At 69.0% G+C, this 20,828-nt stretch carries 19 protein-coding genes; 9 read left to right on the top strand and 10 right to left on the bottom strand.

Translation table 11 applies throughout. From position 1 onward, the window contains the following. Nucleotides 1-34 precede the first annotated feature (34 nt). The 3 genes from KK097_RS03875 to nucS all read right to left on the bottom strand — a co-directional run bounded on the left by KK097_RS03875 (nt 35) and on the right by nucS (nt 1,421). Complete coding sequence (locus tag KK097_RS03875) at nt 35-247, bottom strand: hypothetical protein (protein WP_214529198.1); 213 nt, start codon at nt 245-247, stop codon at nt 35-37. Nucleotides 248-258: 11 nt separating this feature from the next. Beyond that, nucleotides 259-501, bottom strand: a complete 243-nt coding sequence (locus KK097_RS03870; RefSeq protein WP_123339258.1) for a hypothetical protein — start codon at nt 499-501, stop codon at nt 259-261. Nucleotides 502-725: 224 nt separating this feature from the next. Next, nucleotides 726-1,421, bottom strand: a complete 696-nt coding sequence (gene nucS, locus KK097_RS03865) for an endonuclease NucS (protein WP_214543768.1) — start codon at nt 1,419-1,421, stop codon at nt 726-728. Nucleotides 1,422-1,596: 175 nt separating this feature from the next. Between nucS and KK097_RS03860 the strand changes: the two genes are divergently transcribed. From KK097_RS03860 to KK097_RS03835, 6 genes are all read left to right on the top strand, one after another. Further along, nucleotides 1,597-2,976, top strand: a complete 1,380-nt coding sequence (locus tag KK097_RS03860; protein WP_214543767.1) for a purine-cytosine permease family protein — start codon at nt 1,597-1,599, stop codon at nt 2,974-2,976. 195 nt (nt 2,977-3,171) lie between these two features. Then, nucleotides 3,172-4,728: a hydantoinase/oxoprolinase N-terminal domain-containing protein gene (locus tag KK097_RS03855; protein ID WP_214543766.1), complete on the top strand. Its 1,557-nt coding sequence runs from the start codon at nt 3,172-3,174 to the stop codon at nt 4,726-4,728. Next, nucleotides 4,725-5,924 carry an S-methyl thiohydantoin desulfurase family protein gene (locus KK097_RS03850; RefSeq protein ID WP_250896422.1) on the top strand — a complete coding sequence of 400 codons (1,200 nt, stop codon included), beginning with the start codon at nt 4,725-4,727 and terminating at the stop codon, nt 5,922-5,924. Before KK097_RS03855 ends, KK097_RS03850 begins: the two co-directional genes overlap by 4 nt. Next, nucleotides 5,921-7,045: an S-methyl thiohydantoin desulfurase family protein gene (locus KK097_RS03845; RefSeq protein WP_214543765.1), complete on the top strand. Its 1,125-nt coding sequence runs from the start codon at nt 5,921-5,923 to the stop codon at nt 7,043-7,045. The genes KK097_RS03850 and KK097_RS03845 overlap by 4 nt, the downstream gene beginning before the upstream one ends. A 117-nt stretch (nt 7,046-7,162) precedes the next feature. Beyond that, on the top strand, nt 7,163-8,257 hold the full coding sequence (locus tag KK097_RS03840; protein WP_214543764.1) for a DUF917 domain-containing protein: 1,095 nt from the start codon (nt 7,163-7,165) through the stop codon (nt 8,255-8,257). Next, nucleotides 8,254-9,777 carry a helix-turn-helix domain-containing protein gene (locus KK097_RS03835; protein WP_307858392.1) on the top strand — a complete coding sequence of 508 codons (1,524 nt, stop codon included), beginning with the start codon at nt 8,254-8,256 and terminating at the stop codon, nt 9,775-9,777. Before KK097_RS03840 ends, KK097_RS03835 begins: the two co-directional genes overlap by 4 nt. A gap of 12 nt (nt 9,778-9,789) precedes the next feature. Here the strand turns inward: KK097_RS03835 and KK097_RS03830 are convergent, their stop codons facing one another. Beyond that, complete coding sequence (locus KK097_RS03830; protein WP_214543763.1) at nt 9,790-11,094, bottom strand: MFS transporter; 1,305 nt, start codon at nt 11,092-11,094, stop codon at nt 9,790-9,792. Nucleotides 11,095-11,209: 115 nt separating this feature from the next. Between KK097_RS03830 and KK097_RS03825 the strand changes: the two genes are divergently transcribed. Further along, nucleotides 11,210-12,349, top strand: a complete 1,140-nt coding sequence (locus KK097_RS03825; RefSeq protein WP_214543762.1) for a substrate-binding domain-containing protein — start codon at nt 11,210-11,212, stop codon at nt 12,347-12,349. Between the two features lie 219 nt (nt 12,350-12,568). Here the strand turns inward: KK097_RS03825 and KK097_RS03820 are convergent, their stop codons facing one another. The 4 genes from KK097_RS03820 to KK097_RS03805 all read right to left on the bottom strand — a co-directional run bounded on the left by KK097_RS03820 (nt 12,569) and on the right by KK097_RS03805 (nt 16,663). After that, a complete protein-coding gene (locus KK097_RS03820; protein ID WP_214543761.1) occupies nt 12,569-13,942 on the bottom strand; it encodes a reverse transcriptase domain-containing protein in 1,374 nt (457 codons plus the stop codon). Then, complete coding sequence (locus KK097_RS03815) at nt 13,943-14,509, bottom strand: SLATT domain-containing protein (protein WP_214543760.1); 567 nt, start codon at nt 14,507-14,509, stop codon at nt 13,943-13,945. A 450-nt stretch (nt 14,510-14,959) separates the two neighbouring features. Continuing rightward, the gene (locus tag KK097_RS03810; RefSeq protein ID WP_214543759.1) at nt 14,960-15,991 is read right to left on the bottom strand and encodes a helix-turn-helix domain-containing protein; all 1,032 of its coding nucleotides are present in this window, start codon (nt 15,989-15,991) and stop codon (nt 14,960-14,962) included. 15 nt (nt 15,992-16,006) lie between these two features. Beyond that, nucleotides 16,007-16,663 (bottom strand): hypothetical protein, encoded by a 657-nt coding sequence (locus KK097_RS03805; protein WP_214543758.1) that lies wholly within the window; start codon nt 16,661-16,663, stop codon nt 16,007-16,009. Nucleotides 16,664-16,885: 222 nt separating this feature from the next. Between KK097_RS03805 and KK097_RS03800 the strand changes: the two genes are divergently transcribed. Both KK097_RS03800 and KK097_RS03795 read left to right on the top strand, forming a co-directional pair. Continuing rightward, entirely contained in the window at nt 16,886-18,586 is a 1,701-nt protein-coding gene (locus KK097_RS03800) for an SNIPE associated domain-containing protein (RefSeq protein WP_214543757.1), read from the top strand. An 83-nt stretch (nt 18,587-18,669) separates the two neighbouring features. Beyond that, nucleotides 18,670-19,047, top strand: a complete 378-nt coding sequence (locus tag KK097_RS03795; protein WP_214543756.1) for a hypothetical protein — start codon at nt 18,670-18,672, stop codon at nt 19,045-19,047. A gap of 87 nt (nt 19,048-19,134) precedes the next feature. Here KK097_RS03795 and KK097_RS18330 read toward each other — a convergent pair whose 3' ends face one another. Both KK097_RS18330 and KK097_RS03790 read right to left on the bottom strand, forming a co-directional pair. Continuing rightward, a complete protein-coding gene (locus KK097_RS18330; RefSeq protein WP_284730990.1) occupies nt 19,135-19,263 on the bottom strand; it encodes a hypothetical protein in 129 nt (42 codons plus the stop codon). 293 nt (nt 19,264-19,556) lie between these two features. Further along, nucleotides 19,557-20,777 carry a lipopolysaccharide biosynthesis protein gene (locus tag KK097_RS03790; RefSeq protein ID WP_214543755.1) on the bottom strand — a complete coding sequence of 407 codons (1,221 nt, stop codon included), beginning with the start codon at nt 20,775-20,777 and terminating at the stop codon, nt 19,557-19,559. Nucleotides 20,778-20,828 lie beyond the last annotated feature (51 nt).

Below are 20,828 nucleotides of genomic sequence, written 5' to 3'. Positions count from 1 at the left end.
CGGCCGACGAGGAACCGTCGGCCGGCACAGGTGGTCAGCCGATGGCCTGACCGATGGTGAACCCGGCGGTGAAGGCGGCGGCACCCGCCGCTGCGCCCTTGAACGCAGCGACGAAACCGGGGCAGAAGGCCGCGGCCGTGGCGGGCGTCGCGAGGACCGGGACGGAGGCGCTGAACCCTCGGCTGGACACGTCGGCGAAGGGCAACGTCGCGAGCGCGGCGTCCGCGTTCACTTTCTCGAGCAGCATCGTCACCACCCCTAGTCGGCCGTCGCGACGCCGACCCACACGCCGGCACCGAACAGCCCGGCGAAGGCAGCCGCGCCGGCGACCGCTCCCTTGTTGGCTGCCACGAACGCGGCAGCGGCCGTGACGGTGGCCGGGGTGGCCAGCACGGGCAGCTCCCCTGGTGCTCCGGACCAGTTGGTGCGGTCCATCTGCAGGTTCGCGATCGATCGATCGCTGTTCACACGTGACGCGAGTGACGTCATGGTCTTCCCCATTCCTCTTCCGTTATCGACATCGATCACGGCCGGCACCGCCCCGGAGGGCGACGAGATGACGGAGGACAGCTGCGCCGGTCGCCCCGCGACTCCCCCCTGTCAACTCTTACAGGTTTGGTCACAGGGGTCGCGGGTTCGCCCCTCTTTCGAGGGGTGTCACATGCGATTGACACGGAAACCTCAGGTCTCCGTACCCCAGAAGGAGGACCCGGGTCCGGCCTGCTTCAGAACAGGCGGGTGTGCCCGCCCTCGATGCCGCGCATCGCGTCGTAGTCGAGCACGAGGACGCGGATGCCGCGGTCCTCGGCGAGGGTGCGCGCCTGCGGAGCCACCGTCTGCGCCGCCAGCACGCCCTGCACCGGACGCAGGTGCGGATCGCGGTTCATGAGCTCGAGGTACCGGGTGAGCTGCTCGACCGCGTCGATGTTGGCGTTGCGCTTCATCTCGACCGCGACGCTCGCCCCTGCGTCGTCACGGGCCAGGATGTCGACCGGCCCGATCGCCGTCATGTACTCGCGGCGGACCAGGGTGTGGCCGTCACCGAGGAGCTCGATCTGCTCGGCCAGGAGCTGCTGCAGGTGCGCCTCGACCCCGTCCTTCACCAGGCCCGGGTCGACGCCCAGGTCGTGGGTCTCGTCGGACACGACCTCGTACAGGGAGACGATGAGCTTGTCCTGCGTCTTCTTCTGCGTGACCGTCCACACCTGGGTGATGCCGGCGCTCGACTGCTCCTCGTCCGGCTCGGTGATCTCGATCGAGCAGGGCGGGCTCATCCAGTTCAGCGGCTTGTAGCTGCCGCCGTCGGAGTGCACGAGCAGGGAGCCGTCCGCCTTGAGCATGAGCAGGCGGGTCGCGAGCGGCAGGTGGGCTGAGAGCCGGCCCGCGTAGTCGACGGAGCACCGGGCGATGACGAGACGCACCCCGGAAGCCTAACCGGCGCGGTGTGATGAGCCGGACCGGGCGCGCGGCCTGTGCAGCGCGCACGGATTCACATGCCTGTAACGACGTTCTGCACATGTACCGCAATCCCCTGCCGTCCTACCGTGGCTGACACCCCGATCGGCCCACGCCGACACCCCTCCCCGAGGAGCCACGATGGCCAGCGAGACCGCAGTGTCAGCACCACGAACCCCCCGTTCCGAGTCGGTCGCCGTCGACGACTACTCGCTCAGCCGAGTCCCGATGTCCGCGCGCTACGGCTGGTTCCAGGTCGCCGTGCAGCGCTTCGGGCAGATCTCGGCCCTGTCCCAGTTCCTGCTCGGTGCGACGCTCGGCTTCGGCATGAGCTTCTGGGACGCCTTCTGGGCGATCACCCTGGGCGCCGTGATCCTGGAGATCGTCTCGGTCCTCGTCGGCGTCATCGGCGTCAAGGAGGGCCTGAACACCTCGGTCATCGCCCGCTGGACCGGGTTCGGCAAGGCCGGCTCGGCGCTGGTCGGGCTGGCGATCGGGCTGAGCCTGATCGGCTGGTTCGGCATCCAGTCGGGTGTCTCCGCGGCCGGCCTCGTCTCGATCCTGCCGATCCTGCCCGCGTGGGCGTGGTCGCTCGTGTTCGGGCTGCTCGTCACCGCGATCGTCCTGCGCGGGTTCCACTCGATGCAGTGGCTGGCGAACGTGACCGTGCCGCTGTTCCTGGTGCTCGTCGGCTGGGCGGTCATCGTCGAGCTGAGCCGGCACTCGATCGCCGAGCTCGCCGCGCGTGCCCCGGCCGGCCCGGAGCTGAGCTTCGTGGCCGGGACCACCCTGGTGGCCGGCGGGTTCATCGTCGGTGCGGTGATCACGCCGGACATGACCCGCTTCAACCGGTCGGTCGGCGACGTCGTCAAGCAGACGCTGCTCGGTGTGACCCTCGGCGAGTACGTCATCGGCCTGGCCGGTGTCCTGCTCGCCCACGCCGTCGGCTCCGCGGACATCACCCGCGTGATCACGTCGAGCGTCGGTTGGGTCGGCATCCTCGTGATCCTGCTCGGCACGTTCAAGATCAACGACTGGAACATCTACAGCTCGAGCCTCGGCGTCACGAACTTCATCGACGCGGTGTTCGGCAAGCAGGTGAACCGCGGGCTCGTGACGCTCGTGATGGGCGTCGTCGGCTCGGTGCTCGCCGCGGTCGGGTTCCTCGGGGCCCTCACACCGTTCCTGTCCGTGCTCGGGGTCGTCTTCCCGCCCATCGCCGGGATCATGGTGGCGGAGTACTTCGTGGTGAAGCGCTGGCGCCGCGAGCTGAGCGACGCCGAGAACATCCCGGCGACCTCGCCCACCTGGGTGCCGGCCACCCTGGTGATCTGGGCGATCGCCTCGCTGATCGGGTACTTCGTCGCCGTCGGCATCCCGTCGATCAACTCCGTGGTCATCGCCTTCGTGCTCTACGTGGTCGCCGGCAAGGTCGGGCTGATCCGCGGCGTCGGTGTCAGTCGGACCGAGGCAGCGCCGGTCGCCGCCGCGCCCGCCGCACCGGCCACCCCCGCCGCCTGACCCGGGCGGTCCCCGAACGGCCGGTCGCGTCGCCGCACCCCTGATCCGCGCGACGGCGCGGCCGGTCCCCACGAACAAGCACCACGCTACGAACCACCACCACCCCCGCGAAGACCGCGCGAACACCCCGCACCCGCACCCCGCACCCGCACCCCGCACCCGCACCACCGCACCCGCACCACCGAAGGAACCCCCATGCGCATCGGCATCGACGTCGGCGGCACCAACACGGACGCCGTCCTGATGGACGGCAGCACCGTCCGTGCGGCGGTCAAGCGGTCCACCACCCCCGACGTGACCTCGGGCATCGTCGCCGCGCTCGACGGTCTGCGCGAGCAGCACGCCTTCGGGCCCACGGACATCGACGGCGTGATGATCGGCACCACCCACTTCATCAACGCCCTGGTCGAGGCACGCGGCCTCGCCCCGACCGCCGCGGTCCGCCTGGGCCTGCCGGCGACGGCGTCGCTGCCCCCGTTCACGGACTGGCCCGCGCACCTGGTGTCGGCCGTGCACGCACAGCCGTTCCTGGCCCACGGCGGCCACGAGTTCGACGGCCGCGTGATCTCGGAGCTCGACCCCGAGGAGCTCAAGCGGCACGCGGGCGCCATCGCCACCGCGGGCATCCGCTCGGTCGCCATCTCGTCGGTGTTCTCCCCGATCAACGACGAGTTCGAGCAGCGCGCGCAGGAGATCATGGCCGCCGAGCTCGGGCCGGACGTGGCGTTCTCGCTGTCGTCCGAGATCGGTCGCATCGGCCTGCTCGAGCGCGAGAACGCGACGATCATCAACGCGGCGCTCCGTGAGCTCGCCGACCGCATCGTCGACGGCCTGGCCGGGTCGGTCACGGGCAGCGGCATCGACGCGCCGCTGTTCCTGAGCCAGAACGACGGCACCCTGATGGACGTCGAGTACGCCCGCCGCTACCCGGTCGCGACGTTCGCCTCGGGCCCGACGAACTCGATGCGCGGCGCAGCGGTGCTGTCCGGCTTCGACACCTGCGCGGTCGTCGACGTCGGCGGCACGACGAGCGACGTCGGCGTCCTGACCGCGGGCTTCCCGCGTGAGGCCACCGGCGAGGTCGCCGTCGCCGGCATCCGCACGAACTTCCGGATGCCCGACGTCCTGTCCGTCGGCATCGGCGGCGGCTCCCGCATCCGTGAGGACGGCAGCGTCGTCGGCCCGGACTCGGTCGGGTACCGCCTGACCGAGGAGGGCCTGGTCTTCGGCGGTACCACCCTGACCGCCACCGACGTCGCCGTCCGCGGTGGCCGTGGTGCGATCGGGGACCCGTCGCTCGTCGCCGGGGTGCCCGCCGAGGTCGCCGCCCGCGCGCTCGACGTCATCGCGGAGCGCGTCGCCGACATCGTCGAGCGGATGCGCACCTCGTCCGACCCGCTGCCGGTCGTGGCGGTCGGCGGCGGCTCGGTGCTGCTGCCGGACACCCTGCCCGGACTCGGCACCGTGCACCGCCCGGAGCACTACTCGGTCGCCAACGCCATCGGCGCGGCGATCGCGCAGGTCAGCGGCGAGGTCGACAAGGTCTACGCGATCAGCGACGGCCGCCGGTCCGCCGTGGTCGACGAGGCTCGGCAAGAGGCCGTCGACCGTGCCATCGCGGCCGGCGCCGACCCCGGCTCGGTGGACATCGTCGACTTCGACGAGGTCCCGATCCCGTACCTGCCGGGCAACGCGACGCGGATCCGCGCGAAGGCCGTCGGCGACCTGGCACTCGGGGCGCTGGTCCGATGAACGTCACGCACGCCGCGCCCCGCGCCGCAGCCGCGCAAGCCGCAGCAGCGCAAGCCTCAGCCACGCAAGCCGCCCCCACAGCACCCCTCCTCACCGCCATCGGCGCCGACTGCTCCGCCCTCGCCCGCGGCGCCGCGATCCTCGGCACCGGCGGCGGCGGTGACCCCTACATCGGCCGCCTGCTCGCCGAGGCCGCCGTCCGCGCCCACGGCCCGGTCGAGATCGTCCAGGTCGAGGACCTGCCCGACGACGCCGTGGTGCTCTCGGTCGCGATGATCGGCGCTCCCACGGTGATGGTCGAGAAGCTGCCGTCCGCCGGTCAGTTCGCCGAGGCCATCCGCAGCCTGTCGGCGTTCCTCGGGGTCACCCCCACCCACCTGGCCTGCATCGAGGTCGGCGGCGTGAACTCGACGACCCCGATCGTCGCCGCGGCCGAGCTCGGCCTGCCCCTGGTCGACGGCGACGGCATGGGCCGCGCCTTCCCCGAGGTGCAGATGGTGCTGCCGACCCTGTCCGGGGTCAGCGCGACACCGATGGCCCTGGCCGACGAGAAGGGCAACACCGTCGTCTTCGACACGGTGGACAACCGGTGGGCAGAGCGGCTCGCCCGCACGGCGACGGTCGAGATGGGCTGCTCCGCGATCACGGCGCAGTACGCCATGTCCGGCGCGCAGGTGAAGGAGTCGTTCGTCCGCGGCAGCCTGTCGCTGAGCGTCCGGCTGGGCGAGACGCTGGTCCGCGCACGCAGCGAGAACGCCGACCCCGTCACGGCGGTCACCGAGGTGCTCGGCGGCACGGTCGTGTTCGAGGGCAAGGTCGCCGACATCGAGCGCAAGACCGTCACCGGGTTCGCCCGTGGCACGGCCCGCATCGCCGCTTCCGGCAGCGACACCGGCCTGGAGGCGGTGCTCCGGTTCCAGAACGAGCACCTGCTGGTCGAGGTGGCCGGCCAGGTCCGCACCACGGCTCCCGACCTCATCATCACCCTGGACGCCGAGACCGGCGAGCCGATCACCACCGAGGCCCTGCGCTTCGGCGCCCGCATCCGGATCGTCACCGCACCGGCCGACGAACGCTGGCACTCCCCGGACGGCCTGCGCCTGGCCGGCCCGCGGTACTTCGGCTACGACACCCCCGCGGTCCGCCACGACGGCACCACGAGCGCGGGCGAGACGAACACGGGAGCGCACCGATGAGCTGGATCCTCGACGTCGACGACCTGCCCGACCTGGCCCGCGGCGCCGCGCTGCTCGGCACCGGCGGCGGAGGCGACCCCACCATCGGGATGCTGCTGGTCCGTGCCGCGATCGAACAGCACGGCCCCGTCACGATCCTCGACCCGTCCGAGGTGCCCGACGACGCCCTCGTCATCCCCACCGCGCAGATGGGCGCACCGACCGTGGTGCTCGAACGCATCCCCGCCGGACCGGAACCCCTCGGCGCCCTCCGTCGGCTCGAAGCCCGCCTGGGCCGGACGGCGACCGCGACGATGCCCATCGAGTGCGGTGGCATCAACTCGATGATCCCGCTGCTCGTCGGTGCCACCGGCGGCCTGCCCGTGGTCGACGCGGACGGCATGGGCCGCGCGTTCCCCGAGCTGCAGATGGAGACGTTCTCGGTCTACGGCGTCCCCGGCAGTCCGCTGGCGATCAGCGACGAGAACGGCCACGGCGTCATCATCGAGACCGGCACGGACAACAAGAAGATGGAGTGGCTCGCCCGCGGGGTCACCATCCGGCTCGGCGGCGTCGCCTACATCGCCGAGTACGCCATGTCCGGCCGCCAGGTGCGGGAGACCGCCGTCCCACGCACGCTCTCCCTGGCACTCGCCGTCGGTCGGGCCATCCGGGTCGCCCGCGAAGCCCACCGCGACCCCATCGACGCGCTCGCCGAGGCCCTCGGCACGACGATCTACACGCACCTGCGCGAGCTGTTCGACGGCAAGGTCGTCGACGTCGAGCGCCGCACGGTCGACGGGTTCGCCCGCGGTCGTGCCACCGTGCAGGGGACCGACGGCTCCGAGCTCGAACTCCGGTTCCAGAACGAGAACCTCGTCGCCCGGCGGGACGGCCGCCTCGTCGCCGTCGTGCCCGACCTGATCTGCGTCCTCGACGCCGAGACCGCCGAGCCCATCACCACCGAGCGGCTGCGGTTCGGGCAGCGCGTCCGGGTGATCGGCATCTCGACGCCCGACCTGATGCGGACCCCGGAGGCGCTCGCCGTGTTCGGGCCGTCGTGCTTCGGGCTCGACGAACCGTTCGTCCCGGTCGAGGACCTGCACGAGCACGTCCGCCCGGCCGCCCCGGCGGTCGGCTGACGAACGGCCGCGCGCCGACGCCGGCGCCCGGCCCACGCACCCGACCCCGGGCCCCGACCCCGTGCTCCGGCCCCGGGCTCCGGCCCCGGGACGCGACCACGGCAGCAGAATGGACCCATGGACCAGGGTGAGCGGCGGGGCGGCGGTGTGGCGGGCCTCCAGGCGGACGACGCGACCGTCTTCGGGCGCGGCACCGCCCTGCTCGGCTGCGGCGGTGGCGGCCGCGTCGACCACATGGTCAGTGCGCTCCGCTTCGCGCTCGGCGACCGCAGCGTGCCGGTCGTCGACCTCGACGATCCCGTGCTCGGATCGGTGGTGGCCGTCGGGCTGATCGGCTCGACGACCGTGCTCGAGGAGAAGATGCCGAGCGGCGAGGAGCTGCCGGCCGCGCTCGCGGCGGTCGAGCGCTGGACGGGCACCCGTGCCGACGCCGTCGTCGCCGCGCAGATCGGCGGCGTGACCGGACCGGCTGCGGCCCTCACCGCACACGCCGCCGGACTGCCGCTCGTCGACGCGGACCTGGTCGGCCGCGCGGTCCCGCGCATCGACCAGCTGTCGGTCTTCGTCGGCCCGACCACGACGGTCACGGCCGCCGCGGCGACCACGAGCGGTCTGCGGATCGTCGTCGACGCTCGGCACCCCCACGACGTCGAGACGGTGTGGCGCGAGGCCGTCTCGCACAGTGGCGGCTGGGCCGCCTTCGCGATCGGCCCGGTCCCGGTGGCGCTGCTGCGCGAACGGGCCGTCGTCGGCAGCGTGCAGCGCGCCCTCCGGATCGGACGCGCAGCGGGTGGCGCACGCGACGCGGCGGAACTCGCCGCGCTCATCGGCGGCCGCGTCGTCGCGCAGGGCCGGGTCATCGACGTGCAGCGCGAGGGGGACGCGCTCGCGTTCGTGCGCAGCAGCCTGGCCATCCGCGACGCCGGCACCGGCGCGGTCGCCCGGGTCGAGGCGGGCAGCGAGTACGTGCACTGCCTGGTCGACGGCCTGCCCGTCGCCAGCACGCCGAGCGTCATCACCGTCGTCGACGCGCGCTCGCTCGCGCCGGTGGCGACCGACCGCACGCGGGTCGGCAACGAACTCGCGGTGCTCGTGCTGCCGTCGGCACCGTGGTGGTGGGCGGACCCCGACCGCACCGCGCGCATGGGACCGCGGGCGTTCGGCATCGACGCCGACGTCGTGCCCGAGGCCGTGGGCCAGGTGCTCGCGTGAACGCCGTCGGTGACCTGCTGCCGCTCCTGCCGCCCGGCACCCGCCTGCTCGTCGGCCACGGCAGCACCGCGGTCCGGAGCGTCCGCGGGGTGGTGGGGACCCCCGACCAGGTCGGCCGGTCCCTGTCGCAGGGCGACGACGTCGTCGTGCTGCTCACCCCCGTCGACCGCGCGGATGCGCGCTTCGACGTGCTGCTGCGCCGGGCGTCCGCGGCCGGCACCACCCTGCTCGTCGTCGACGGGGCGCTGGAACTCGGCCCCGGCACCACGACGCTCGCCGACCGGCTCGGCGTCGCCGTGCTCGCCACCCCGGACCCCTGGGCGACCTCGGTCCGCCTGCACGAACTCATCGGCACCGGGATGGGGCCGGCGGCCCGGGCAGCCCTCGACGCCTCCCGCGTCGCGCTCGACGCCGGCCCCGAACTCGACGACCTGTTCGCCCGGCTCGACCGCTCGCTCGGCCACCCCGTGCGGTTCCTCGACGCCTCGGGCCTGGCACTCCGCGGAGCCGCCGTTGACGACACGGCCCGCGCCGTGCTCGTCCGCCGCGCCGGCACGAGCGACGTGCTGATCGCCGAGGGCGTCGACGAGACGCTCGTGGCGATCCCGGTCGGCACCGGCATCGGACCGCGCGCCTGGCTGGCTGTCGGCCTGCCCGTCCCGATCACCGCCGAACAGCAGGTGGTCGCGAGTGCCCTGCAGGTCGCCGCCGTCGCCGTCGGGCACCGGCTGCTGCTCACCCGGCTCGACGACGAGCGTGACGCCCGCTACCGGATGGCCATGCTCGACGAGCTCCGCGCGGCCGACGGAGCACCGGCCCCGCAGCTCGTGCAGCGGACCATCGCCGCCGGGTGGCGGCTGGACGCCTGGCACGTCGGTGCGCGCGTGGTCGCGCGGCAGGGCGTCGACCTGGTCGCGCTCCGCCAGCAGGTCGACGCCGCGGTGCGGGCCGAGGGACTCGACGCGGTCGTCGTCGAACAGGCGGACGGCTGGGTGCTGTGGCTGTCGGAACCCGACGAACCCGGCCGGGAGGCAGTGGCCGACATCGCGGGTCGGCTGCGGCGCGCGCAGAACACACTCCGCACCACCGTGGAGACCAACGTGGGCGTCGGCAGCCTGCAGGCGGGCCCTGCCGGGCTGGTCCGGACGCTCGGCGAGGCGGGCGACGCCGCCCGCCTCGCCGCCAGCCGTCCGGAGTCGGGGCACTTCGTGCACGTCGACCGGCTCGGGCTCGCGCAGCTGCTGCTCGCGTGGACGCAGACGGACACGTTCCTACCGGCCTCGCGGCAGTTGCTCGCACCGCTCGAGCGTGGTGGCGGTGCGCTCCTGACGACGCTCGCCGCCTACCTGGACGCGGAGTCGTCGATCGCCGAGACCGCCGCGGTGCTCGGCGTGCACCGGAACACCGTGTCCGACCGCATCGCGCGGGTGGAGCGGCTGCTCGGGGTCGACCTGTCCGACCCCGAGACCCGGCTCGCCCTGCACCTGGCGACGCGGGCGCGGGCGGGGGACGGCGGCTGAGGGCGGGGTGCGTCAGCTGCGCTTGCTGGCCCGCTCGGCCTCGCTGTCGTGCTCGTGCTCGTGCTCGTGGTCGGTCGTGCTCGTCGTGTCGGTTCCGCGGGCGGGCCGGGCGGCGGCACCGGTCTCGCGCGCTGCACCCGAGGCCAGACCGGCCGCGATGATGAAGACGAAGACGATCAGCAGTGCACCGAGCAGGCCGATCTCCTCGCCGAGGAACCCGATCAGCGGCGGCCCGGCCAGGAACGCCACGTAGCCGATCGTCGCGACGGCGCTGACCTTGGCGGCTGCGGTGCGGGGGTCGTCGGCCGCGGCGGACATGCCCATCGGGAAGCCGAGGCTGGCACCGAGGCCCCAGAGCACGACACCCACGATCGCGAGCGGCACGTTGTCGATGAAGATGAGCATGCCGAGGCCGACCACCGCGACGGCGGCGCTGATGCGCAGGATCGGCACGCGGCCGAACTTGTCGATCAGCGGGCTGCCGGCGACGCGGCCGGCGGTCATCGCGGCGAGGAACACCGTCAGCACGGCTGCGCCGCCGGCGTTGTCGAGCCCGTGGCCGTCGATCATCGCGAGGGGCAGCCAGTCGTTCGCGGACCCCTCGGCCAGCGCCATGCCGAGCGCGATCACGCCGATGAGCAGGGTGGACGGCTGTGCCCAGACCTGCCAGCGGGTGAGGGGTGCCGCGATCGGGCTGGTGTCGGTGGACACCGGCTGCTCGACGAGGTGCTCGTCCTGGAACTTCGTGACAGCGACGAGCATGGCGGCGCTCGTGACGACGACGAGCACGATGAAGTGCCACGAGACCGGGATCTCGAGCTTCTCGGCCAGCGCACCGAGGCCTGCGCCGGCGAGCGTGCCGAGGCTGAACGCGGCGTGGAACAGCGGCATGATCGTGCGTCCGCCGGCCTTCTCGGCGGCGGCGCCGGAGACGTTCATCGACACGTCGCACAGGCCGTTGCCGAAGCCGAAGGCGATGAGCGCGATCCAGATGGCGGCGAAGCCCCACTCGAGCGTCACCGCGACCCCGGCGAAGATCATGCCGAGCGCCAGGCAGGCCGCAGCCACCTGCACGCCCCGACGGGCACCGAGCTTCGCGACGATGTGCCCCGCGAACGTCAGACCACCGATCGAACCGACCGCCATGCCGAGCACGAGGATCCCCATCTCGAACGTGCTCGCGCCGAGGGAGTCGCGGACGCTCGGGATCCGGCCCAGCCAGGTCGCGATGTCGAGCCCGGACAGGGTGAACACCACGAACACCGCGATGATCCAGGCCTTGGTGGTCGGGACGGTGCGGGTGGACGGCGTCGTCATGGTGGTTCCCATCGTGCTGCGGCGAGCGTGGTGCTGCGCGTTCTGGTGCGTGTCGGTGCTGGTCTTGCGGCTGTCGAATCGATTCGACTGCTCGTTCCGGCTACGCTAACGGGCGATGGACGAACCGGCAACAGGACCCGGCGCGTCGCCTTCCCGCGGCGGCGCTGCTCGTCCGTCGCGCCCGACGCTGGCCGCGGTCGCCCGTGCCGCCGGGGTCGCGCCGTCGACGGCCTCGCTCGCCTTCAGTGGTCTCGGCCCGGTGTCCGAGGACGCCAAGGCACGCGTGCTGGCCGCCGCCGCCGACCTCGGTTACGGCGGCCCCGACCCCCGTGCCCGTTCGCTGCGCCGCGGTCGTTCCGGCGTCATCGGCGTCGTGATGGACGAGCGCTTGAGCGATGCCTTCCGCGACCCGGTCAACGTCCTGACGCTCGACGGCATCGCCGAGGTCGCCGGTGCCGCCGGTGCCTCACTGTTGCTCGTCCGGAGTCCGCTCGACGACGAACAGGGCGCCGGCCCGCTGGTGGATGCCCCGATGGACGCCGTCGTGCTCGTCGGGTGCAACGTCCGGATCGACCCGGCCGTCGCGGTGCTGCGCCGTCGGCAGATCCCCGTCGTCGCGATCGAGGCGGACGAGATCGAGGGCGCTGTCCCCGTCCAGCTCGACAACCGCGATGCCTCACGCCGTGCTGCGGAGTACTTGCAGGGGCTCGGCCACCGGGACGTGACCGTCGTGACCCTGCCCCTCGACGCCGCACGCCGCCGTGGCCCGATCGACGCAGCCCGGCAGGACGAGGGCATCGCCTTCACCACACTCGAACGTCTGCGTGGTGTGCGGGAGGTCTACCCGAACGCCGTCGCGATCGAGACCGCCGGCAGCTCGGTGGAAGAGGGACGTCTCGCCGGCACCGAGCTCTTCGCAGCCGACGGTCCCCGCCCCACCGCCGTCATCGCGCAGAGTGACCTGATCGCCGTCGGGGTGATCTCGGCCGCTCTCGACGCCGGACTCCGTGTCCCCGAGGACGTCAGTGTCGTCGGCTTCGACGGCATCACGGTGGACGACAGCCTGCTCCACCGCACCCCGATCCGGCACCTGACCACCCTGGTGCAGCCGTTCGTGCAGAAGGGCCAGGCCGCCGCACGTGCCGCCCTGGCCATGCTCGAGGGGGCGGAACCACAGCCGGCGTCGTTCACGTCGGAGTTGCGGGTGGGGGATACGACGGGGCCGCCGCCGGACACCCGCACCCACCGACACTGATATCGGCCCGGTGATTGTGCGGCAGGGCGTCTAGACCTGCGCGCACTCCTGTGGTCTATGGTCGTTGCTCAACCTCAGAACAACACGTGCACGCGACCGGGTGATTGTGGAGTTGAGGTATACCTCAACTCGAAAGAGGCATCATCTCTTTTGCACCTCACTCCGCGAACATTGTGCCTGACGCTGCCGGTCTTGCCCAAGTTCGGCAGCGGCTGGACACTACGAGAGCTGGGAGGTATCGCGCTCCAGCATCTTCACAATCCGGCGAACCTCTGCGTTGAACCGCTTAGTCAGTTCCTCAGAGGTTAAGCGGTCGAGCTGTTCCGCCTTGAGGTCCGGAACCAGCGTCAGCAAGAAATGACGCTGGTCGACGCCTGCGAATCGGTCGAAATTCGGAATGTACGCAGGCGTGTTGCGCTGCGGCTTTCGGATATGCCAATATGCACGGGTAAAGGACTTCAGCTTGACCGAGTCGGGAACCTTGTATCTAGCGCGCAAGCGTTTGACATAGGCGTCCAGTCTGCTTAAGAGGGTGAAGTCATCCATTTGAGAAAAATAGTGTAACCATCCTCTTGCGGCACCTTCATGCACACAGCCGGTTATCACAAGATTAACCCTTGCAGTTAGGGCATCCGTGGCCCGAAGTTTACGGGCATCGTGCTCCGCGGTCGCGAGCTCGTGTTTATAAGCCGTGAACAGACCGACTATGGTGGACTCAAGCTTGTGAGTGCTAGATTTGCGAACCGTGATTCCGGAGGGTCCCAACTCGTAGCCTAGGAAATCGAAGGTTCCCTGCAGAGAACCAACTTGGGACTTAGAGCCCTCTGCTATATCGTGAACAGTGAGTCCGATGCGTGCGAGCGAGGTTCGTACTTCATCAAAGAGGGCTGTTGCCTCGGTAGATGTGCAAAGCAGCAGAATATCGTCGACGTAACGGAAGTAGGCCACGCGCGGGTTTGTCTGGTACGCGGCGTCAATCTCAGACATGGCGAGCTCCGCGAGGGCATTGGATAGGGGGAGGCCCTGCGGCACGCCGTAAAGGCTCGAGTAATGCGGCCGCGGAGCTTTCATTGGTACTGTAGGGGTCGAGATTGCGCGTCTGATCAGAAGCAGAAGGTTTCGCTGCCGAATCTTTCGTCCGAGATGCTTCATAATAACCGCGTGCGGAATCGACGGGTAGAAGTCTTTAACGTCGATTCGAATGAATGTATCGAATTTTGAGTCGGCGAGGACGCGGACCAGTTCGACTATCCGTGTTTGCGCCAGCGGTGTTCTAGTAGCTGGGAAGACGTCGGTTATAACAGAAGCCAGCGCTTTCAGCACAATGCGGTCGCGAGCGGTCGCGATTGAGACAACCCGTGGACGTGATCGAGACCCCTTCGAGAGGAGGTTCTCGCGATAGCTCGTATATTGATACGATCCATTGCGCAGTTTCTCCTGAAGGAGTGCCGCTATACCGTCCCAGTCGCTCTCAAGCGCATTAGCGTGCTGGCCATCACGCCCGACGCTTGTGCTGTCGAAGACGTAGGTACGGAATATGTGCCTTAAATGCCTCCTAGCAGTATTGTGGCGAAATGATGAGGACGCGGACATCTACACTCCGCCGCGGATGGCCCACGCAACGAGCGGTACTAGAACCAGTACTGGGACGATCAAGCCTAAGTAAGGTGCGAATGTCAGGGTGCTGGACGCTCGTCGATGCCATGGTGTTACCGTGGACTTCTGGTCCACGTGCGCGTAATCGGCGGGCGTGTGATTTTCCGAATCGTCGAGTAGAGCGTTGTAGCGGTCAAGGAGCTGCTTGACGGTGTCCTCGGCAACGGCAGGGTTTTCTTGGAGCGCCTCCGCCTCCACTGCGATTCGCTGTAGAGCTCTATAGTTCATAAACATATCTCGGCTACGAACTCCGTAGTTCAGCCCCGCCACCGAGATAGAAACTGCCAGCCCAAGTATTGATACGCACACAAGCACCGTCGGCCCGGTAGTCCCATAAATCTGGTCATCGCTCAGTAGGGCAACGGACGCCGCCGTGGTCGCAACTGAAAGCGCGAGAAGGCAAGTGTTCCAAGCCCGCTGGCGTGCCTGGAGCCGCTCGGCAGCCTTCAGTCGAGCCTTGTAGGTCTTATAGGAGCGCATAGCGATCCGGTCGAGCTCGTTCATCTATCCCCCCTGATTAGGGACCCGGCTGCTCATCGCATAGCGATGGTGTTGCAATCAATCAAAGCCCGTCACCGAGCCTCGCCAGTAGCGAGCGGTATTACCGCGGTTTTTCAGTAACGCCCCAGTCCTGGAGCGAGCAGCCGGGCCACTGTTAACTTAGCGCAATTCTCCAGCGCATGGCCATGCTCTGATCCCTCCGGCGCGGGTGACCAAGGTGGTCGCGGGTGGCGGTGAGAACCGCGCTGCTGCGCAAGGAGGCTAACGGCCCGTCGCGACCGTCCTCACGCAACTTCGCGAGGGCCCCGAGGCATCGAGCGCCCATCGGCCTGACCAGCTCCGGTCTTATGCGACCTGGGAATGAGGCCCTTCCGTGTCTTGCATGGGCCCCCGAAGACAAGATCGTCAACCACCTTCAGGAGCACCGGCAGGCATCCTCGATCTCTGCCAGTTTTACGCGGCAACCGGTACGAGATCTCGCACGAAACCGCGTACGTCGTCCGGGTTGAGATTTAATGCTGCGGAAGCATCGCGGACCGTCACCTTGCTCGCGGAGCCGAACATCACCTTACGAAGGAGCTGGGACGTCTCGGGGATGATGCCGCCCGGCTCAGACGACCTGTAGCCCTGATCCGAAAGCGTGACGCACATCGTCCGATACTGCCAATTGTTGAGCAACTGCAGTTCGTGGAGCCGGTGTGTGAGAGACATCGCGGAGACGCGCCAGTACGATCGTGCGGCCAGTATTCGATCAAGACTAGCTGCACGCATCGACTGCGCAAGTACTGCACTCTTGGGCATAAGGAAGGCTGCGGCAAATCGATTCGCTTCGGCTTCCCGTTCCTTCGACGTGCTCGGGGACATGTCGATATCGCTGTGCAGAACGAGGTGACCCAATTCGTGTGCAGCATCGAAGCGTTGGCGCTCGCCTGACTTCGACGTGTTGAGGAAGACATACGGCGTACTGTCTCGAAGAAAGCAAAACGCATCAATGTCGCTGTACTCATGCCTTAGTGCGGCGATGCGAACACCTTTGGACTCGAGCAGATGAACGAGATTGGAGATCGGACGGTCCCCGAGGCCCCATTGGCGTCGCACGATTTCAGCGGCTTGTTCTGGTTCGAGCTTGTCGAGAGTCGAAATGTCCGGGCTTGGCAGAGTGAATTGCTGCGCGATGTGCTCGTAGAACTCGACGGCGAGGCTTGCGGCGGCGAGCACGGCATCCCGCCGGGTGGCGGTTGTCTTGCTGAGCTTCCGGAAGCTCGCTGCGTCGACGGGCACAGCTTCGAGCGCCTCACGCTCGAAGAACGACAGTGGCACAGCTAGCGCATCGGCGATCTTGCCGAGTGATTCTTCACTCGGTGGCCGTTCCCCCGTCTCGAAATTGGTAAGGGAACGGGGGGACACACCGCTCTTTTCAGCCAACGCCGTCAGCGTCAGTCCAAGGCGCTGGCGCGCTAGTTTCAAGCGTTCTGGGGAAAACATGATGCGCGGCCGGTGTCAGGAACGAGGCGCAACGGGTACATCGAAGTCTCCGTCGTCGGGGTTGTTGAAGATCGAGAGGTCACCATCAAGGTCGAGGAAGCCGATCAGGATGCGCTCTTCCCATGCCACAACGGCGCCTGCCGGAGTCATCCTGCCCGGGCGCGAGAACTCTAGGTTCAGTCCACGTTCGGTGCGCTCGTGCACTAGGAACCACAGCGGCGCCTGCGCTGCCGCCGACACTAGATCGGCAGCTTGCTCCACGTTCGGGTCCTCGAAGAGCGACAGGACGTCAACCTGTGGGGCAGCCAGCGATTTTCGCGTTGCCTTGCCCTTCTTTCGCGTGCGCGGCGACTTCCGGTGGTCGGAGGCGGCGACGTTGGTGCCCGAGGCGAGGGTGAAGGCGATGAGGGCATCGGGGTGCAGGAGGCGGGGCTGGCGGTCGACCCATACGAGCTCCCAGCCCTCGTCGGCGAGGGCCAGTGCGAGCTGCTCCATCGTGTCGTGGTAAATGTCGGTGCCAGCGGAGGATGGGAGTGCCATGGCCGTGCGGTTGGCTGCCCGGGACAGGCCGGGGCGGAGGGCTGCGTGGATAGCCCCAGTCGTCAACCCCAAGTCGTTGAGGCGGCGCTCGTCACCTTCGCCAGCGGGCAGTGCGGTTGCGGTGGCTGCCATCAGATCTCCCATGCTCGGTTGCATCAAACGCTACCACATCCGTGGTCACAAAACACGCAAATGGACGCTCTCGCAGCAATCGCGATCGCCGTCTGGCGGCGCGGGTGCATAAGACATACGAGGTTGGTACGGGCTGCTCCTCGAGTGAACTCGACTGTCAGCGCCGAGACGCGTACCCGGACGAGGGGTGTCGAAGCTGTGTCGGATCTCTAAGCTGAAGCAATGTCAGCAGCACCTGCCGGTTGGTACGACGATAAGGATCCGCGGTTCGTTCGCTACTGGGACGGCCAGGCCTGGACCGAGCATGTGCAGCTCAAGCAGTCGCCGCCGGGCGATCGCGGCAGCCGGCCATCGGACGCCCGTGGGTCGGCAGCTCCGCAGACACGTCGCGCTGCCCGAGCAGCGGAGCAGCCGCCGCGTTCGGCCATCCCAGCGGCCCAGGATAAGCCAGTCGAGAAGTTGTCGAAGCGGGAGGCACGAGAGCGTTTGCGTGCCGCGGAGGCACGGATCGAGGCGGGTGAGGCGGTTGTTGCTCGTTACCACATGCGCGCGTTCGACGACGTCGATGCGTACCGGGCTGAGCAAGAGCGTCAGCTTGCCACCCTTCGAGCGGAGTTCGAGGCTGAGCAATCGGAGGCGCGCGAGCTTTGGGCGGAGGAGCAGGCCGACGCGCGCGAACGGTTCGCCGCTGAGCAGGCGTCGCAGCGGCTCAAGGGCGAGCAAGCGGTTCAGACCGCCGAGGACCGCGTTCGTGCCGCTGAACAGCAAGCCCGGGAGGCACGTGCGACGCGCGACGAGATCAACGCGGGGATCAGCGCCCGAAGAGCAGAGTTGGTCGATTTGACTGCCGCGGTGGAACTACAGGCGGTCGGGCTTTTCGACTTCGAGAACCCAGCCGCGTCATCAACGGAGCTTGCGTCGAAGTTGGAAGCGCTGCGCTACCGCATCAAGAACGCGGTTCGTGACAAGCGCGCGGTGACGACGGCCCCACGATTCACCTTCAACAACTCCGAAGCGCAGGGCCGGAAGTTCATGACGGACATGGCGAAGGTGTTGCTGCGGGCCTACAACGCGGAAGCGGAGAACGCCATCAAGGCCACTCGAGCCGGCAACTTGCACGTCGCGCAGACGCGGCTCAGCAAGGCCGCGGAGCAGATCGCGAAAAGCGGCACCATGATCGATCTTCGCATCGAACCGAGCTACCACCAGATGCGGCTTGAGGAGATCGCCCTCGCCAACGAACACCTCCAGACGGTGCAGGCGGAAAAGGAGCGCGAGCGAGAACGACGAGCGGAACTCCGTGAGCAGCAGCGTGCCGCCGCTGAGTTGCAAGCCGAGCACGACCGACTCGAGAAGGAACGTCAGCACTACCTCTCCACCCTCGCGGCCTTGCAGGCAAACGGCGACGCGGAAGGCGCCGCTCGCGTCCAAGCGCGGCTTGAGGATGTCGACCGCGCCATCACCGATGTCGACTATCGAGCAGCAAATGTGCGAGCGGGCTACGTGTACGTGATCTCCAATGTCGGAGCGTTCGGGGAACGCATGGTGAAGATCGGCATGACGAGACGCCTGAAGCCAATGGACCGCGTCATCGAACTCGGTGACGCGTCAGTGCCGTTCCGCTTCGACGTACACGCTTTGTTCTTCGCCGACGACGCGGTCGGAGTGGAAACGATGCTGCACCAGACGTTCGCGAACCAGCGGGTGAACAAGGTCAACCTCAGACGCGAGTTCTTTTACGTCACGCCAGCCGAAGTGCTCGGAGCCCTCAAGAGCCATGCAGTCGAGGTGGTCGAGTACACCGTGGAGCCCGCCGCGGAAGAGTTCCGGACGAGCGAGCTTGCGGCTGACACCTTCACACCAGCGCCTCCGAGCGGCGGATCGATGTCTTACATGGGATCCGTCGCGTCAGCCGAAGACTGACTGACATCGGCATCAGGGCGCTGCGCGCAGCGTTGCGGGGCTCGGATGCCACCGGGCTCAACGCAGTGTCCTGGACGCCTGTCTTGGTGCTACCGAGTCGCCCCGTCGTCCGGCTCGGCGCCGCCGTGGCGCAGGCTCGTGTCGCCGGCATCGCGCGGCTCGACGCGGAGCTGCGCGCTCGCGGCGTCGACCACGGCACCACCCTGTTCGGCGGGTACATCATCGTCGCGTGGAAGCCGCACTTCCCACCGCCCCCTGGGACCTGGGAGCGGGACGCCGACGACCTCACCGCAGTCGTCCAGGGCGTGGATGAACGGTTCCCGATGTGGCCGGGAGTGGCGTCGTTCCTCCGCACCCACCACGACGAGCTCGAGAACTTCACCGTCGACGAGCTCCAGGTGTGGATCCCCGAGCACGGTTCGATCCGGGAACGTGACGGCGAGCTCGAACTGCCCCCGTAGCGGCGCAGCAGCGACCCCCTGACCGGCGGGGCCGAGGGAACTCGCCGCACCACGGCCACGGGCTCCCGCGCACGAAGCGTCCGCGGCCTAGTCGTCGGCGGCGGACAGTTCAGCCGTCATGCTCCACCCCTGACCTTCTGTCCACGACAGCGTGACCCAGCAGTCCTTCGCCCGCTTGTCGACAGGGTGCACGAAGACGCCGACGATGGTCGTCATCACCGCGTCGTTGGAGGTGACCTTCGCACCCGGTGTCAGGAGCGGCTCGCAGACCTTCCACGCCCTGACCGCGCCGGAACGCTGATCCTGTCCCACCGCCGACACGAAGCGGTGTTCGTCGTGATCCTCGAGACCCTCGACCGCTGCTTGTCTCGCGGCGGTCTCCGAGGCGTCGGAGGGTTCGCCTCCGACGTCGGTCGGGACGTTGTGTCCGGAGCAGCCGGCCAACGCGACCGCGGCGACGATCCCGATGCTCGTGAGCAGCGGGGTCCGCGAGTGGTTCCGTGCGAGCTTTATGCGACATTCCCTACGGATTGTCGAGGCACGGCGCTGGTGCGCACCCCGAGCCCCACCACCGCAACCAGGTTCACCGCACTCCCCACCAAGAATCCCGTGGTGCCACCAGCGACACCGGCGACGGGTCCGAGCACCGCCATGAGCCCAGCCCCGACGACGAACCCGGCGACCGAGGCCAGTGCGACCTGGCGTGAGCGTCCAGCGGCGAGCAGCAGCGCCGCGGGCACGAGCCCGACGGTGAACACCCACACCGCGACCATCAGGTACCGCAGGTCGGCGACGGCAGCTGCTCCCTCGGCGGGGTAGACGATGGGCAGGAACCACCCGGCGAGCAGGGCGACCAGGCCGAAGACGACGGCGGAAGCAGCAGCGAACCCGACGACGAGCAGCAGGGCGCCGCGGGAGCGCAACGATCCACCATCGGTCCGGTGCGCGAACGCCGGCACGAGCACCTGCCCCAACGCCTGCCCGAGCATCGACGCAGGCGTCGCCAGGGTGAACGCGGCGGCGTAGACACCGGCGTCGTGCGCCGACGACGTCACCTGCGCCGAGATCATCGTCAACTGCAGCAACCCGTTCGAGGTCACCACCGCCAGCACGTTCCACGCCGCGAACCCGAGCACCCCGGCAGCGGATTCGCGCGAAGCCGGCGCGAAGCCGTTGCCCCGCGGCCAGCACGCGATCGCGAACACCGTGTACCCGATGGCCAGGGGCAGCAGCACGAAGGGCTCGAGCCGGGCGACGCACGCCACCACGAGCAACCCGAGCGCCAGCACGCTCGTCACGGAGTCCCACAGCGCGACCCGGGGTGCCCGGTCGTAGCCGAGTTGGGCGCCGCGGGCGTAGCAGTAGAGGCCATAGCCGACGACGACCGCGGCACCGCCGAACACCATGCCGGGTCCGTTGCCCCAGGCCAGCGCGATCGGAACGGTGACCGCGGCGAGCACCACGCTCGACACCAACATCGAGACCCCGAGCAGCCGGTTCACCGCGGCGTCCGACCGTCGACCCCGCAGCGCGATCGCCAGGAACCGCGACGCGGTGTTGCCCGCGGCGTTCGGCCAGAGCAGCGCGACGAACACCGAGAGCGACAGCAGCGCCGTGGTCTGCCCGAGGGTCTCGGTGCCGAACACCCGACCGACGACGACGGTCACGAGCAGCTTCGCGACGCCCTGCACCCCGATGCCGACCGTGGCGAGCACGGCGGACGAAGCCACCGAAGACGACGGTGCCGCAGAAGGATCAGGCCCGGAGGACGAAGCGGGCCC

Origin of the sequence: Curtobacterium flaccumfaciens (assembly GCF_018598405.1) — a bacterium.
GTDB lineage: Bacteria > Actinomycetota > Actinomycetes > Actinomycetales > Microbacteriaceae > Curtobacterium > Curtobacterium aurantiacum.
The sequence above is the reverse complement of the archived record's forward strand: the minus strand, read 5'-3'. Positions and strand labels throughout refer to the sequence as shown.

Coding starts and splice junctions, on each gene's coding strand:
- KK097_RS03875 (WP_214529198.1), bottom strand. CDS start 247: ATGCTGCTCGAGAAAGTGAACGCGGACGCCGCGCTCGCGACGTTGCCC.
- KK097_RS03870 (WP_123339258.1), bottom strand. CDS start 501: ATGGGGAAGACCATGACGTCACTCGCGTCACGTGTGAACAGCGATCGA.
- KK097_RS03860 (WP_214543767.1), top strand. CDS start 1,597: ATGGCCAGCGAGACCGCAGTGTCAGCACCACGAACCCCCCGTTCCGAG.
- KK097_RS03855 (WP_214543766.1), top strand. CDS start 3,172: ATGCGCATCGGCATCGACGTCGGCGGCACCAACACGGACGCCGTCCTG.
- KK097_RS03850 (WP_250896422.1), top strand. CDS start 4,725: ATGAACGTCACGCACGCCGCGCCCCGCGCCGCAGCCGCGCAAGCCGCA.
- KK097_RS03845 (WP_214543765.1), top strand. CDS start 5,921: ATGAGCTGGATCCTCGACGTCGACGACCTGCCCGACCTGGCCCGCGGC.
- KK097_RS03840 (WP_214543764.1), top strand. CDS start 7,163: ATGGACCAGGGTGAGCGGCGGGGCGGCGGTGTGGCGGGCCTCCAGGCG.
- KK097_RS03830 (WP_214543763.1), bottom strand. CDS start 11,094: ATGACGACGCCGTCCACCCGCACCGTCCCGACCACCAAGGCCTGGATC.
- KK097_RS03825 (WP_214543762.1), top strand. CDS start 11,210: ATGGACGAACCGGCAACAGGACCCGGCGCGTCGCCTTCCCGCGGCGGC.
- KK097_RS03820 (WP_214543761.1), bottom strand. CDS start 13,942: ATGTCCGCGTCCTCATCATTTCGCCACAATACTGCTAGGAGGCATTTA.
- KK097_RS03815 (WP_214543760.1), bottom strand. CDS start 14,509: ATGAACGAGCTCGACCGGATCGCTATGCGCTCCTATAAGACCTACAAG.
- KK097_RS03810 (WP_214543759.1), bottom strand. CDS start 15,991: ATGTTTTCCCCAGAACGCTTGAAACTAGCGCGCCAGCGCCTTGGACTG.
- KK097_RS03805 (WP_214543758.1), bottom strand. CDS start 16,663: ATGGCAGCCACCGCAACCGCACTGCCCGCTGGCGAAGGTGACGAGCGC.
- KK097_RS03800 (WP_214543757.1), top strand. CDS start 16,886: ATGTCAGCAGCACCTGCCGGTTGGTACGACGATAAGGATCCGCGGTTC.
- KK097_RS18330 (WP_284730990.1), bottom strand. CDS start 19,263: ATGACGACCATCGTCGGCGTCTTCGTGCACCCTGTCGACAAGCGGGCG.